The organism is Wolbachia endosymbiont (group A) of Bombylius major (genome assembly GCF_947251895.1).
Lineage (GTDB): Bacteria > Pseudomonadota > Alphaproteobacteria > Rickettsiales > Anaplasmataceae > Wolbachia > Wolbachia pipientis.
The window spans coordinates 827,877-842,485 of sequence record NZ_OX366395.1 but is presented as its reverse complement, the minus strand read 5'-3'; the positions used below and the strand labels follow the sequence as shown (position 1 = coordinate 842,485).

Here is a 14,609-nt window from a genome sequence, read left to right as displayed (position 1 = left end):
TTTTTACACCGCTTTACTTAGTTTTTTAAGGTCTTTGCTTGATAATATGGAAAAGCAAACGAGTGCAACAACAGAGCAAATGGAAAAAAATGAAAACATAATACTGTTACCATAGTGTTTAACAAGTACTCCTAAGAGCACGCATGAAAATATTGAACTTGCAATATACCCAAATAATCCTGTTAAGCTTACAATTGCACATACATTATTTTGTGGAGCAATTTCTACAGCTATAACACCTGTCAGTACTTGCACTCCAAATATAAAAAACCCTGATAAGATTGCGCCAAGGTTCATAAGAATTATGTTTTGACCAAAGTTCATTACAATAAAAGTGAGTGCTATACCCAACATGTAAAGTAATGCCAGCAAGCTTCTATTTTGAAAGAAGTACATATCACTAATTCTTCCTGTGATTAAAGTTCCAAGGATTCCACCTAAATCATACACGCCTGTTATTAGTGAGGATTGTACAAGAGAAATTTGTAATTTATCCTTTAAAATTATAGGAAACCAAAAGAAGATTCCCATTTTTATAATATAAGCACAAAAAGTAGCACAACATAGAAACCATATGGAACTTGTTACCTTGATACCTATTTGAGATTTCTGCACCTTATAATAGGTAGTAAAGTTGGCACTTTCTTTGTAATATGCTTTTAATATTATATAAATTCCAAAAAGTAAGCATAAGAGACCAGAGTACAAAAATGCACTTTTTGCATCATATATTTTAATTATACTTGGTAATACAATTAAAGTAATACAAGAACCAAGTTGCTGAGATGCGCTCATAACTCCCCATGATGATGCAATTGAAGAGATGCTAGAGTTTGTAACCATAAACTTGGTAATAGCTGGCCAACCTAACCCTTGTGTCCAAGCTAATAATATTAATGTTAACAGTAATAAAGTTAGATTATTATATGATAAAGTTACACCAATGGTTAATAATCCAGTTGCAATATTGCATAGCCCAAACATAAATAATGGATTATTTTTGGAGTCCATGATTATTCCATTAACGAATTTTGATACTCCATAAAAAAAAGAAAAGCAAGCAAAAAAATAGCTTAATTTTACATGGTCAGTATCTATTAACAGTGGTAGAGCAATTGGTATACTTTGTCTTGATAAATAAAGCAGCATATATCCACAGAAGAATAGTAAATATTGAAAGAAGACAAAGTTTACACCTATTCCCAAATAGCTCTATGTAGATGCTAGCATAATACTATATTGGTATAATATTGTTTGACAAGAAGTTTGCAAACAATTAGTACAGAAAATTACTTAGTATCTTTCTTATAGCAGATACAGTAGTATTAATATCTTCATAGCTTATATCTCTATGTGTTATAGCTCTGATTTTACCTCTTATGTTAGCCATTCTAATTCCATAATTTGTAACTAGTACGTTTATTAATTCTTGAGTAGATATACAATTATTACGTAATGAGAAATACGCTATATTAGTTTTGTATAGGTCGATATCAATTATAACTTGATCTATGGGTTCTAGGCCTTCTATAAGGTGCTGCATTTTTTTATGATCTTCTTCTAAAGAATTTACATTATTACGTAGAGCATATAAACATGCAGCTGAGATAATGCCAGCTTGGTGCATACCTCCGCCAATTTGAAACTTATAGTACCAAGCTTTTTCAATAAACTCTTCACTTCCAAGCAATATTGCGCCCATTGGAGCACCTAATCCTTTACTAAAATCAATGAATACCGAATCAAAATAACTTGCGTACTCCTTTGGAGATATTTTAGTATGAGCACAAGCGTTGAACAGTCTTGCTCCATCTAAATGAGTGAATACGTCATTCTCTTTGCAGAGACTTGAGATCTCTTGAATATATTCTAAAGGCCACACAGCTCCACCACCAAAATTTGTCGTTTGTTCGATAGAAACAAGCCCAACTCTCGGAATATTTCTTAAACTAGGACGAGTAATAAACTCAACAATTTGTTCTCCAGTAAATATTCCTCTCGTACCTTTGATGGGCAAAGGAGTGGCATGTGCCTGGGCTGCGATCAAGCCAGATTGTACTATGAGCGGATGTGAAGTTTCATCAAGCAGCAAGTAATCACCAGGTCTTTGAATGTGTACTTTATAAGCAATTACATTGGACATCGTTCCTGAAATCAAAAAGATTCCTGCAGGTTTACCTAATATTTTACATGCGGTTGCCATTAATTCGTTCACAGTTGGATCTTCACATGCAGCTTCGTTTCCAACTTTTGCTTTAGCCATCGCTTCCCTCATTTTAGCTGAAGGGTCAGTGTTTGAATCGCTAAAGAAATCTATTTTTATTCTCATATTAAATTTAACACAACCTCCTTTATAATTTCAGCAGCTTTCATGATGTCTATTTCCTTTGTGCCAAGATGGGTAACTGCTCTTATATGAGACTCGAGCCAAGGAAAAAGCAATAAACCATAAGCTTGGCACTTACTCAAGAAAACCTCATTAGTTACATTTAGTGCTTTTATACTAAAGCTTACTATATTAGTTTCTGGATAAGGTAGTACCAGTTTTATGTGTGGAATTTCTTTAATCTTATCTGCAAACAATTTAGCGAGCTTATTATCTTCTTTAAGCCTAGAGATATTATTCTGTAGTACGTATTTTGCTGCATTAGCACAATACCCTATCTGATGATAACCACTACCTAGCCAAACCTGTAGCTTTTTAGCCCTTTCAATTATCTCTCTTTTACCCATAAGCATTTCAAGTACAAGGTCAAAGTATGGTTACTTGTGTGTAAGAGACATGGAGCTGAAGATTGCTGAAAATCAATATAGATTAGTAAAACCAGATTATTATCTCTCGTCAAACAATGGAGTAACTCTGCCTGTTGAAAACCCAGATATTTGGGTTATGCGTGATCTTACCAAATTAGATTGGCAGAATGGCAGAATGGCAGATTGGCAAATTACCTTATATATATAAATATACTATGGTTATATCATAGTATATTATAAGTATAAATTGTACTACGTAAGAGAATTTTTTAGTATTTTTTTATAGTCAAAGTAAAAGGGTTAATCCGATAACCATGTGATGATCTTTGCCAACCAAGTGTTTGTATTACATCATTACGTTCAATACTTAATCCTAATTTCTCAGCCAATGTAGCTTTGATCGTTTTTTGCATCTTGTTTAATGGTTTTCTGATTTGATGTTCTAAATCTGCTTCTAAACTAAGTTCCAAGAGTTTTTCTAACTGGTTAATATTGAGAAGTGTATGTTTTTCAGGTGGCAGCTCTTTCTCGCAGTCATGTAAAAATTGCTTGAACAATATTCGAAAAATATTAAGACATGATACAGCTTTTTTATTTATAACTTCAACGCTATTAACATATACCATACCTTTAACTACCTGTAACTCCAAAAGCTTTGTTGGTACAATTGGTTCAACACGTTTAAGCGAAATATATGAAGCTGGTAAAACTTGCAAAGAAGTATTTTCTACTACCTTTGGTACTCCTCTTTTAGCTGCCTCTTGAAATATCTCAGTTAAAGTCTTAAGCTGACAAAACAGTTCTACCATTGGCACTATATATAGGCTCAATAATAGATTCGGTATATCTTTTTTTAGGGTGATGAGAACTGTCGGATGGACTCTAAGTTTATCTATGGTTAAAAATATTGCATCAGTACAAAAATCAAGGATTATTAGATTTACAATACGACCTTGATTACAAATATAATAAACTCCTTTTTCCACTTTTTCCCACATAAGTCTTGAATCGTGCTCCCTTTCTTGTCATCCCAGTGCCCAGACACTGGGATCCAGAAAACTTAACTTTAAATAAGTGGCTGCATAATAAACTACACATTAAACCTAAAGTGCATTATATCGCCATCTTGTACGATATAATCTCTGCCTTCAAAGCGAATTTTTCCTGCGTCTTTGCAAGCCGGTTCACTTCCATATTTTATATAGTCTGCAAAGCTTATAGTTTCTGCTTTTATGAAGCCTTTCTCAAAATCAGTGTGGATTACACCTGCAGCTTTGTCAGCTGTTGATCCTATTTTTACTGGCCATGCCCGTGCTTCTTTGGGGCCCACAGTAAAGAAAGTTATCATACTCAGCACTTCATACATAATACGCGCTACTCCATCAAGGCCTGATTCTTGTAAGCCAAATTCTGATAAAAAACTCTGTTTTTCCTCTTCAGTATCAAGATTTGCAATATCTGCTTCGAGTTTTGCTGAAATGCAATAAAATTTGCTTTTATTTTCCTCCGCCATTCTCTCTACCTTTTTAGATAATTCATTGCCAGTTATAACATTTGTATCTTCAACATTGCAAACGTACATAACGGGCTTTGTTGTCAGCAATTGAAGCAACTTCATCTCATCTCCATCGATATTCTCCAAGCTTCTTGCAGGTTTACCTAATTTTAAAGTAGCCAGTACCTCTTGCATTAATTCAAGTTGTCTCTTTAGCTCTTTATCACCTTGCTTTGCTTTCTTTTCCAATTGAGGAAGCCTTTTTTCTATGCTATCAATATCAGCTAGGATTAATTCCATTTCTACCACTTCAGCATCTGATATTGGATCTATTTTACTGTGTACATGGCTGATATCGTCATCCGTAAAGCACCTGAGCAGATGAACGATGGCATCAACTTCTCTGATATGGCTTAAAAATTTATTGCCGAGCCCTTCACCTTTGCTTGCACCCTTTACCAGACCTGCAATATCTACAACTTCTAATTGGTTGTAGATTACCTTCTCTGAGCCTGCAATTGCTGCGATTTGTTTCAAACGTTGATCTTTTATCGAAATCTTGCCTATATTTGGCTCGATTGTGCAGAAAGGGTAGTTCGCAGCTTCGGCTGCACTTGACTCTGTAAGTGCATTAAATAAGGTTGATTTTCCTATGTTTGGTAACCCAACTATACCACAGTTAAAGCTCATATTTGCTATGTAAAATTATAACTATTGCATAATTTAAAAATTTCTGCTATACTTAATTAGTTACAATTTTGTTGGTATAGTAATATATAGCTTAAATTAAGGTAAAAATTATGCTTCAATCTAGGGAACGGAAATTACCAACTAATAGCCAAGTAGTTAAGTATAATACTGCGGGCGATGGCAATTGTTTTTTTCATGCTGTGTTTGGTGATAATAGCTCTGGTCCATATAAAGCTGAAAGAGCGCAAGATATGAGAATGGAATGGCACAAATTTTTAAGTCAATTTACATCTTTAGATGATGTAAGTATGCCAGCTCCTTTAAGAGCTCAGCTAGAAAAGGTTTTTAATATGTTTTTAAACAAGCCAGGGGATTTAACTGGTAAGTCTGATAAAATAAAGGAGTTAGTTGAGCAAACAAATAAGAAAATTGAAAATGCTGAAGATAATGTGAAGAGGTTAGTAAGTAAAGCTGTTAGCAAACTTAATATATCACGTGATCAAGCTATGCGTGATTTAGGAGAATATGCAGAGGCTCTTCATGGCCTTGGTAAAAATGAGTACAATGCTCAATATAACAGTGAATTTATTACACACTCATTTCTTAATAACTCTGAACTCTACCAAGCTTATCTTGAAGCAATAAAAAGTCAAAGTTATTTTGTTTTTATTGAAGAAATTGGTATGTTAGCTTCTTTAGCTAACATTGAAATTAATGTCTACTACAAAGATAATAATAGCGAGGAGCAAAAAAAGCTTGAGCCAGATCCACAAATGATAAATGATGATCAGTTAAATCAGGTATTTAATTGTGAGAGTTATAAATTAAATGACGAGTTATGGGGTAGTAAAGAGCGAAAAACAATATATCTTGGAGGGAATCATTACTCTAGAGCTGAAATTGTAACTCAAGAATTAATAAGACAGCAGCAAGAACAAGAAGATTTCCTATTAGCAAAAAAACTTCAGGTAGATGAGATCTTGGAATATTGTAACCTTTCAAAGGATATCTCTGAGAGAGCAGAGGTTGAAAAGGGATTTGATAAGTTATTGGCAGAAAATGCTGATGGAAAAATTGGTGATGTTGTAGGGCAGTGCGTTAGTGATATAAAGCAGCGCATAGAGCAGCAAAACCCTTCAAGTTTACTAAGATGTGGTACGGAATCGATGGCAGAACCATTTCATCAACAACGAGCACCACAACTTGTAAAATCTTAATAGCCCTGTATATTTTTATATAGGGCTTTTGCAAGCATTTCATATAATATGAACTTGCAGTACGTACTAACCTAAATGCAAGTTGACCATGAGACTAGTTTAATTATTGATGCCATAGAGGAATTTGGTGGTGAGGCTAGGCTTGTCGGCGGGTGTGTGAGAGACTCAATTTTGCAGCGTGATGTCCACGACATCGATTTAGCTACTAATTTGCTTCCCAATCAAACGATTAAAGCGCTAAAACTCCGTAATATAAAAACTATTCCAACTGGCTTAAAACATGGAACTATCACTGCGGTTCTAAATCAAAGATCTTTTGAGATCACAACACTAAGGCATGATGTGAAATGTGATGGTAGGCATGCAAAAGTAGAATTTACCAATAATTGGCAAGCGGATGCTTCAAGGCGCGACTTTACATTTAATGCTCTGTATGCAGATAAGCATGGCCATATATATGACTACTTTGGTGGTATAGAGGACTTAAAAGCGCGAAGGTTAAACTTTATAGGCAACGCTGAAGATAGAATTAAAGAAGACTATCTACGTATTTTAAGAGCATTTCGTTTTCATGCAAAAATATGTGTTGGAGATTTGAGTGATGAAATACTAAGCGTATGCAAAAAGCATTCGCATATGATCCAAAACCTCTCTGGAGAGAGAATAAGAGATGAAATACTTAAATTGCTGGAGTGCAATGATCCTTTTCCAACACTTAAGAGCATGCAAGAATCTGATGTTTTGCAAAAGATTATCCCAAAAGAAGTAAAATGCGAAATTCTGTCTTCGCCACTTCTTTTGGGCACTGATGCACTAGTAAAATTAGCCTTACTCCTTAGGACCACTAAAAAAAATGACAGGCTAAGTCTTGGAGAATATATAAGTAAGTTTTTACGTCTTTCGAACAAGCAAAAGAAAAAGCTGCTATTTTTACTATCCAACGATATCAAAACAGAACTCTCAGAAAAAGAGCAAAAAAAATACATATCTTTATTTGGTAGAGAATTATATTGTGATTTAGTAAAAATTTGTGGTGTTGAGTCTGGAGAAAATGTTGATAAATACATTTCATTTGCTAATACATTCAATATTCCAAAATTTCCTTTATCTGGCGATGATTTAATAAGTATAGGTCACCAGCCAGGAAAAAGTTTAGGTAGGAGCTTGGAGTTGCTAAAACAACATTGGGAAGACAGCTCCTATACTTTAACAAAAGAGGAGTTGGTGCTTTATATTAAGAGCCTACTCTAACTCCCTTTCCGATTGTTCAATGAATGTATGCTTACAGTATTAGTGTGACTCATCGAGAAATTAGGTGTGTATTCTTTTTTAGCTTTTTCTGTTAATTGGTATTCGTTTACTCCTCCTTGAGTTTGATTACACATTCCCTGATCTGTAGATAAAAATTTATCTCTTATGCTTGATGTCAGTTGTAACTCTTGAATCTTATCTAAAAAAAATCTCATTCTAGCTTCTATTAGCTTTTTCACAACAATTTCTTTAAGTAATTCTACTGAGTCGTTATTATTATTATTTTCGCTATTAAAGCTGTGCAAGATAGAGTTTACAATCTTATTTACCCCTTCTTTTTGTTTGAATTCTTTTACGCATTTTCTAACAGAAAGTGACAACTTGGTTTTTAACGTGTCATCTTGTAGTTCTTTACCTACATTTTTTCCAATGTTCCAATGTTTGTTGACAACTTCTTTAACCTTGGCTTCTATGATCTCCCTTGCGGATTGTTTCAAATTACTTTCTAATAATTCAAGCAGCTTACTGCTTTCAAATTTGCCATCATCTTGATTTGATAGAGACTTTATAGTTTCATTAAGCACGTTATGGCAAAAGTGTTTCTTTTCAAATTCAGGAAAATTTTCTTTCAACTCTTTATTTTTATCAGACAAAAAGATACTGTCTTTACTGTCAATAAATTATTTAGCTAAAAAGGATAAAAAACAACAAAAAACTTAATTTAGCCTTCTATACATCAATGTAACTGTGTATAAGTACTTTGAGTTTGTGTAGGCGTACTTATACACAGTTACACTAGCTATTCACCAGGCAGTTTTGTTTAAAGTCAAAGTAAAATGATACAATGTAATCTACTATAGTACCAACACTTTAGGCATGGTGCTCTATACTAAGTGCTCAAAAGTGTTGAGTATAACTGTTAACATTATTTTACCAAATCACCATTGAATGGTTGATTCTTTTTAAGAATACCAAAAAATATATGCATTAGTTTTCTCATTAACGCAACAATTATAACCATTGAACATTTTCTTTTATTTGCTAAACGCTGGCAAAATTTTTGAAAGTGAGGATTACGGTTTTTGACTACTATAGCTGGCATATAAAGAGCCTTGCGGATACGCTCGGATCCTATTTTACATATTCTACTTTTTTTACTGACAGATGAACCTGATTGGTAATATTCAGGATTTAGACCGGCAAAGGCTGTAAATTGTCTAGCATTATCAAAATTATCAACAGATGGCATTTCTGCAACGATAGCAACAGCAGTAAGATGTCCTATACCTTTTACAGTCTTGATGTTTTCTATCATATTTTTTAGGTGTGAATGGTTATTAACATGCTCACAAATCTCTTTTTCTATAGCAGAAATTTCTGTTTCTATTGTAGCAACTACTTCAAGTATGGCTTGCTTACAACGGTAATCCATATTTTTATTTTCCAAGCGATTCATCTGTTGTAACTTGTCGTCTTTAAGTGCTTGCAAACAACGATAGAGATCTCTTAAACGCTTGATTTCAGTAGGAGCAGGTTTCCAAAGATTAGGTTTATTAGCAATACAAAACCTAGCAATCATGGCAGCATCTGACTTATCTGTTTTGTTTCTGAGTAGCTCACTTTTGCCAAAAGCCTTGATTTGAGCAGGGTTTACCACACTTACATTATGTCCAAGGTCATACATAAAAATAATTATATCTTCACTGTAACAACCAGTCGCTTCTAGGCAGAGATGAATAAGGACTGCTCCGTGATTATTACACCAAGCTACAAGCTTTTCAAAACCTTCCTTGTTATTGCGAAAAACTTTATGTCGCTCTTTACTGCCTATCAATAAACAAACATCAAATTTTTTTTTAGCAATATCTACACCTAAAATAACATTTGCTTGCATAAACCAGCCTCCAAAACTATAAATAAAGTTGAGAGTTAGACTAACCTTGTGATACGGGATATAATTCCAAAGATACTGTTCTGTCTTTTAACTCTATATGGGAAGGGAGCAAAATCTTTTTGTCAGCCTTTTTGGCATAAGTAATTTATCGGCTTCACCTTCCCTGCAAGACATTTTAGCTACAATGCCCTACTCCTTGAAGATACAAGTTATTGAGATTCTTATTCTTCAAGTTCAAGGTTTTTGAAAACTTTGATTGAGTTGATTTCATAGAACCAGGGAATGTTCAAAAAAGTGTGTCAAACCGAAAAAAAAGTAATAAATTGATATAAAAAAATGGAGGTGTGACAATGAGTCAGAAAGTAGTAAACAGAACTAACGGATTGGTAGATTATAAAGAGTTGGAAACAAATATCCTGTCGTCTATACGAGAAGGAAGACCGTTGACAGGAAGGGAGGGAGCATTAACACCATTTATAAAAAAGCTGCTGGAAGCAAGTTTGGAAGGTGAAATAGAAAACCACTTATTAGCTGAAAGTGAAGAGAATAATCGAAGAAATGGGAGAAATGGAAAGACTTTACGGACAAGTGCCGGTTCATTTGAACTTTTGACGCCAAGGGATAGAGAAGGAAGTTTTGAGCCGCAAATAGTCAAAAAAAGGCAAACAAGCTTACATCCAGAGCTTGAAACGAAGATTTTGAGCACATTTGCCAGTGGTATGAGCTATAGAGATATAGCGTCACACGTTGAGGAAATTTATGATCACAAAATATCGGCGGCAGAGATATCAAGTATTACCGACAAATTACTGCCTATAATCAATGAATGGCGTAGTCGTCCACTGCAATCAGTATACCCGATAGTATTTATGGATGGGATGTTCTTTCAGGTCAAAGAGGATGGACATTGCGTAAGTAAATGTATGTACAATATATTGGGCATAGACCAAAATGGCAGAAAAGAAGTCCTGGGCTTTTATTTGGCTGAAAGTGAAGGAGCTAACTTTTGGTTGGGAGTGCTAAATGACCTCAAAGAAAGAGGAGTAGAAGATATTCTGATTGCATGTGTAGATGGGCTAAAAAGCTTTCCTGCAGCTATAAATAGTGCGTTTCCTAAAGCAGAAGTACAGCTATGTATAGTGCATCAGATAAGAAATTCACTAAAATATGTATCCAGCAAAGATGTGAAAGTTTTCATGAATGATTTGAAAAAAATATATCGTGCTACAAGTAAAGAAATTGCTGAAAATTACTTACTTGAGCTGGAAGAAAAATGGGGAGAAAAGTATCCTTTAGTTATAAAATCGTGGCAGAACAATTGGGAAAATTTATCTGGTTATTTCAAGTATTCTAGCCCAGTTAGAAGGCTAATTTACACCACAAATCCAATTGAGGGGCTGCACAGACAGATCAGAAAATTCACTAAAACCAAGGGCTCATTTACCAGCACAAATGCCTTGTATAAACAGGTATATTGTGCTATAAAGAAGGTAGAGCAAAAATGGACTATGGCTCTGCCTAATTGGGCTTTAACTATGTCTCAACTTGATATTTTCTTTCCAGATAGATTGAAAATTGAGTTGAACTAAAAATGCGCTTTGACACACTTTTTTGAACATTCCCTTCACGTTTGAATAATCAGAACCCTGTCCAGAAATTACAGAATTTAGTCGCTATTCCTTCTTAATTGGGAATACTCCGTGAACGGTTACCCTATACCAGTCCAAACTGCATAAGATGTACCAAGGGGAATAGACTTCATTGCTAACGATAGCCAGTAAAGACTCACAGAACCGCTAACTAAAATAATTACTACAGGTATAACACGAGTAAAGCCATTGCTATATTTCAGTGCTGTGGTCCATATTATCTCAACCAAACCAGCTAATAGCAAATACGCCCAGGCCATACACTAACTCCATCTTACTGATATATTATACATAAGAATGTTAAAAGTTCACTTATACCAATTCCCACTATACAAAGAACGGATAGACAATAATGGAAAAAAAGCCATACTAAAGTAAGTGAAGTAGCGAGGTTTAAATGGCATTAAGATCAAAATTATTGGATGAAAAAGTAGTAGAATCAGCAAAAGAAATGCTGAAGAAAGTAAGTAACAATGCATATGTTTCAAAAAAACTAAATGCTGTAATTGCGGCAAAAAAGCATAGTATAACGGCTGTAGCAAAAATATATTGCATTTCAAGAAGCGCACTAACTTCGTGGATAAAACTCTTGAAATTTGGCAGAGAAGAAAAACTGTTTGCTCCTCCATCACGCCGTAGAAAAACTAAATTAAATCAGGCTCAACTACAGCAAATTGAAGCATGTATAGAAGAAAATCCTAATATTACCATTAAAGAAATGAGAATAAGAATCCAGGAAAAGTTCGGATTAAATATCAGCAAATCTACAGTACACTGCCATATGCAAAAGATGAAATTTTCATATATTACACCAAGACCAGTACACAACGTACAAGATAAAAGTAAACAAGAGGAATTCAAAAAAAAATCTCAATGAAGTTATTGGCAAGTATCCAGAAAAAGAGCTATTTTTCTTTGATGAATCAAGGTTTGGCACACATTCGAAAGTTGGGCATGGATGGTTTAAAAAAGGCACTAGGACTCGGGTTAAAATAAAATTAGGTAGGCATAATTTTTATCTCTACAGTGCAGTTAATCCTAAAAATGGAGAGAGTTTTAGCTTATTTGCACCAAATGTTAACACTGATTGCATGAATGTATTTCTTGAGCAAATGTCGCAATATCTAGGGACAAGAGAAGCTGTTCTTGTTATGGACTGTGCTAGTTGGCATAAGTCAAAAAATTTAAAGGTAGCTAAAAATATTGAGATTATATACCTACCTCCATATTCACCTGAACTTAATCCTGTTGAGAGGCTTTGGTTATACATAAAACAGAACATTTTGCGCAATAAAATATACGATACAATTGCTCTGCTTGAGGGTGCTTTGTGCAAATTTATTACTTCTCTTGCCAGCTCCACAATTAAACAACTCTGCAATGTCTCCTATTTGACTGACCAACAATGAGAATTGGTATTAGCATTTTACACGCTTTAATAATACTGTTGTACTTTATTTTTAATTGTTTCTGTAAGGTTGCATAAGAAATTCTGACAAAATTTTTAAGGCCAAATGCAATTCCTGGAGCTGAATGATCTTCCAATAAAAGACCTGCTGCAAAACAAAAATGATAAAAACAGCAACTTTCCTTTTGCAGCGGGTCTATGTCTTTATTTCAGCTAAAGGGAGAACATAGGAGGCATTTTTTACCGCTTTTGCATCCAAACTAATTATGCTAAGATATTTACTATCTACACTGATATTTTCACATAATTGAGTGTCAGCTTCTGCAACATTGATTTATATCAAATTTGACTTCCTCAACATCTTTTGGCATGACCCTTTGTAGCAGCTCCTTCTAGCACATACTGTTGCTTTTGTAAATTAAGACCGTAGAATTTTTCCACCTGTTTCACTCCTCAACATCGGCATTTCTCTCAAATCAGCTAATTTCAAGCCTCTTGGCTGTCTCCCATTTATTACATCTTCTTGAATTTTTGGTGCTAAATAATTTCACCTTTTCTTTCCCTACTAAGAACTTCACAAACTCAAGATTTTCATGGTTATAACTGACAGCATGGTGCACAGCCATCTTCTCGACGTACATAATTAACATTAGCCCCTTTATCAAGTTGAGCTTCTACTCCACTGCGGTCTTTTCTCTTGACAGCATCAAGAAGTAATTCATTTCTTAGTAAATTTTCAACTTCTTCATGTCCTCCATCATTTGCAAGTTCCAATGGTGATCTATTATTGGAATTTTTAATATCAATTCTTGCTCCTTTTTCTATGAGAAATTCTACAGATGGTAAATGTCCTTCCTTGGCAGCATAGTAGACTGATCTGTAGTTTTAGAATTATTAATAAATGATTCTTGTTGTTGCTTTTCTATTAGAAGCTTTACAATTCCTAGATATCCTTTATTGGTAGCATAATGCAAAGGAGTCCAATTGTTTTTACCTTTTGTACCAACTTCTACTCCCTATTAAGAGAAAACTTTACAATATCAATATTTCAAAAATCAGCTGCAATATGAATAGGCTTGTTTTCGTCATTAGTTTTAGTGTTAAAACTTACACCTTTATTATTTACTAAAAATTTTGTTACTTCTAAGCTATCAAACTTAGCTGGATAATGCACAGCCATCTTGACCAAAAAATCATTCCCCTATCTCGTTCTTATCATTATGCCTTATACCCTGTATTACACCTTCAGATATAGTCATTTCTAACCTCCAACATCCTTGCTAATAAACCCTCACTAAAACTGCCGAAAAGACTTTATAAGTTAATATTCTAAATCTCAATATTTTATGGTGCAGGTTTTTATTTTTAAAACATTATACTTTGTGTAGGGTATAACTACACGCATCAAAGTGAAAGAAAATCAAAAGCAAAATGATGAAGAAAATGAAAGTTTAAGTTTTCTTCAACGACTCAAGGAGAGAATTTATGCTTTAAAGCCTGTATTAGCAAGAGCCTTTATCACTGAATGCACAATATCACGCAATGTTTCATCTTTAATTTTTCTATATTCTCTTACTAATCTTGATATTTCTTCGCTACCTACATCACTATGGAAGGCCTTATCACGTAAGTCTTCAGAGGTTTTAGTAAAAAAATATAACATATCAACTGACAAAGCTTCTGCCAAATTATATAATCTATCAACTACAAGCCTTACCTCTCCAGTTTCATATCCTTGTATATGCTGAAATGAAATTTCAAGCTTTTTTCCTAAGTCTCTTTGGCTAAAACCACACATTAGCCTTCTTTTCCTTATTCTTTCACCTATTTGCTTATCGATAGGATGTTGTATGGTCATTTTACGTATCAGATAATATACTTTGAGAAAAAGATTTTACCAATATATAAACTACACTACGTAACCTTTTGCTCTTAATTTCATTGTATCCTTTAACTAATTTTAATATCTCCTCATCATAAGCTTCATGTGAGTCGTCATGCACATCAGTAAAGAAATCAGCAACATCAATCGATAGGGCTTTTGCTAAGTCATATAGTCTACTAGCTAAAATGCAATTTGAACCATTTTCGTACCTTTGTATCTGTCTATATGAAACACCTATTCTTTTTCCTAATTCAGTTTGTGTCAAACCACAGTATAACCTAAGCTCTTTTATTTTTTTGCCTAATTCCACCTTTCATTACTAATTTTAGCTGTTCAAGCTTATATTGAATTTTTTAATTTATAAAG

Annotated in this window: 15 protein-coding genes and 4 pseudogenes; 5 read left to right on the top strand and 14 right to left on the bottom strand. The window is 34.1% G+C overall.

Annotated features, from left to right (window positions below; genetic code table 11):
* Nucleotides 1-3 precede the first annotated feature (3 nt).
* From OPR49_RS03970 to OPR49_RS03960, 3 genes and pseudogenes are all read right to left on the bottom strand, one after another.
* Complete coding sequence (locus OPR49_RS03970) at nucleotides 4-1,149, bottom strand: MFS transporter (protein WP_265026719.1); 1,146 nt, start codon at nucleotides 1,147-1,149, stop codon at nucleotides 4-6.
* 127 nt (nucleotides 1,150-1,276) lie between these two features.
* On the bottom strand, nucleotides 1,277-2,329 hold the full coding sequence (locus OPR49_RS03965; RefSeq protein WP_265026718.1) for a threonine aldolase family protein: 1,053 nt from the start codon (nucleotides 2,327-2,329) through the stop codon (nucleotides 1,277-1,279).
* Nucleotides 2,326-2,739, bottom strand: a pseudogene (locus OPR49_RS03960) (beta-eliminating lyase-related protein); the annotation flags it as partial. The gene OPR49_RS03965 and the pseudogene OPR49_RS03960, both read right to left, overlap by 4 nt.
* Nucleotides 2,740-2,782: 43 nt before the next feature.
* On the opposite strand from OPR49_RS03960, the gene OPR49_RS03955 reads away from it, so the two are divergent.
* Nucleotides 2,783-2,962 carry a hypothetical protein gene (locus tag OPR49_RS03955; protein WP_265026716.1) on the top strand — a complete coding sequence of 60 codons (180 nt, stop codon included), beginning with the start codon at nucleotides 2,783-2,785 and terminating at the stop codon, nucleotides 2,960-2,962.
* A gap of 61 nt (nucleotides 2,963-3,023) precedes the next feature.
* Here the strand turns inward: OPR49_RS03955 and OPR49_RS03950 are convergent, their stop codons facing one another.
* Nucleotides 3,024-3,752 carry a hypothetical protein gene (locus OPR49_RS03950; RefSeq protein WP_265026715.1) on the bottom strand — a complete coding sequence of 243 codons (729 nt, stop codon included), beginning with the start codon at nucleotides 3,750-3,752 and terminating at the stop codon, nucleotides 3,024-3,026.
* A gap of 92 nt (nucleotides 3,753-3,844) precedes the next feature.
* Nucleotides 3,845-4,939, bottom strand: a complete 1,095-nt coding sequence (gene ychF, locus OPR49_RS03945; RefSeq protein ID WP_265026714.1) for a redox-regulated ATPase YchF — start codon at nucleotides 4,937-4,939, stop codon at nucleotides 3,845-3,847.
* A 110-nt stretch (nucleotides 4,940-5,049) separates the two neighbouring features.
* Here ychF and OPR49_RS03940 point away from each other — a divergent pair, with 110 nt between their 5' ends.
* Nucleotides 5,050-6,156 (top strand): hypothetical protein, encoded by a 1,107-nt coding sequence (locus OPR49_RS03940; protein WP_265026713.1) that lies wholly within the window; start codon nucleotides 5,050-5,052, stop codon nucleotides 6,154-6,156.
* Nucleotides 6,157-6,231: 75 nt separating this feature from the next.
* Nucleotides 6,232-7,407, top strand: a complete 1,176-nt coding sequence (locus tag OPR49_RS03935) for a CCA tRNA nucleotidyltransferase (protein ID WP_265026712.1) — start codon at nucleotides 6,232-6,234, stop codon at nucleotides 7,405-7,407.
* Here the strand turns inward: OPR49_RS03935 and OPR49_RS03930 are convergent.
* Nucleotides 7,404-8,060 carry a hypothetical protein gene (locus tag OPR49_RS03930; protein ID WP_265026711.1) on the bottom strand — a complete coding sequence of 219 codons (657 nt, stop codon included), beginning with the start codon at nucleotides 8,058-8,060 and terminating at the stop codon, nucleotides 7,404-7,406. The genes OPR49_RS03935 and OPR49_RS03930 overlap by 4 nt on opposite strands.
* Before the next feature lie 272 nt (nucleotides 8,061-8,332).
* The gene (locus tag OPR49_RS03925) at nucleotides 8,333-9,301 is read right to left on the bottom strand and encodes a transposase (RefSeq protein WP_265026710.1); all 969 of its coding nucleotides are present in this window, start codon (nucleotides 9,299-9,301) and stop codon (nucleotides 8,333-8,335) included.
* 350 nt (nucleotides 9,302-9,651) lie between these two features.
* Here OPR49_RS03925 and OPR49_RS03920 point away from each other — a divergent pair, with 350 nt between their 5' ends.
* Nucleotides 9,652-10,890 (top strand): IS256 family transposase, encoded by a 1,239-nt coding sequence (locus OPR49_RS03920; protein WP_265026709.1) that lies wholly within the window; start codon nucleotides 9,652-9,654, stop codon nucleotides 10,888-10,890.
* 119 nt (nucleotides 10,891-11,009) lie between these two features.
* Here the strand turns inward: OPR49_RS03920 and OPR49_RS03915 are convergent, their stop codons facing one another.
* Nucleotides 11,010-11,210 carry a DMT family transporter gene (locus OPR49_RS03915; RefSeq protein ID WP_265026708.1) on the bottom strand — a complete coding sequence of 67 codons (201 nt, stop codon included), beginning with the start codon at nucleotides 11,208-11,210 and terminating at the stop codon, nucleotides 11,010-11,012.
* A 137-nt stretch (nucleotides 11,211-11,347) separates the two neighbouring features.
* On the opposite strand from OPR49_RS03915, the gene OPR49_RS03910 reads away from it, so the two are divergent.
* A protein-coding gene (locus OPR49_RS03910; RefSeq protein ID WP_265026707.1) for an IS630 family transposase occupies nucleotides 11,348-12,359 on the top strand; the annotation gives its coding sequence in 2 pieces (ribosomal slippage) (nucleotides 11,348-11,809 and nucleotides 11,811-12,359; 1,011 coding nt in all).
* Here the strand turns inward: OPR49_RS03910 and OPR49_RS03905 are convergent.
* From OPR49_RS03905 to OPR49_RS03890, 6 genes and pseudogenes are all read right to left on the bottom strand, one after another.
* Nucleotides 12,316-12,507: pseudogene (locus OPR49_RS03905) on the bottom strand (hypothetical protein); the annotation flags it as partial. The gene OPR49_RS03910 and the pseudogene OPR49_RS03905 sit on opposite strands and share 44 nt — an antisense overlap.
* Before the next feature lie 205 nt (nucleotides 12,508-12,712).
* Nucleotides 12,713-12,905: pseudogene (locus tag OPR49_RS07590) on the bottom strand (hypothetical protein); the annotation flags it as partial.
* Nucleotides 12,906-12,955: 50 nt separating this feature from the next.
* Nucleotides 12,956-13,216 (bottom strand): annotated as a pseudogene (locus tag OPR49_RS03900) (hypothetical protein); the annotation flags it as partial.
* Nucleotides 13,192-13,332, bottom strand: coding sequence for a hypothetical protein (locus OPR49_RS07585; protein WP_406833416.1), 141 nt, complete (start codon nucleotides 13,330-13,332; stop codon nucleotides 13,192-13,194). The gene OPR49_RS07585 and the pseudogene OPR49_RS03900, both read right to left, overlap by 25 nt.
* Nucleotides 13,333-13,841: 509 nt before the next feature.
* Nucleotides 13,842-14,216 carry a helix-turn-helix domain-containing protein gene (locus OPR49_RS03895; RefSeq protein WP_265026706.1) on the bottom strand — a complete coding sequence of 125 codons (375 nt, stop codon included), beginning with the start codon at nucleotides 14,214-14,216 and terminating at the stop codon, nucleotides 13,842-13,844.
* Between the two features lies 1 nt (nucleotide 14,217).
* Nucleotides 14,218-14,553, bottom strand: a complete 336-nt coding sequence (locus tag OPR49_RS03890) for a helix-turn-helix domain-containing protein (RefSeq protein WP_065094946.1) — start codon at nucleotides 14,551-14,553, stop codon at nucleotides 14,218-14,220.
* Nucleotides 14,554-14,609 lie beyond the last annotated feature (56 nt).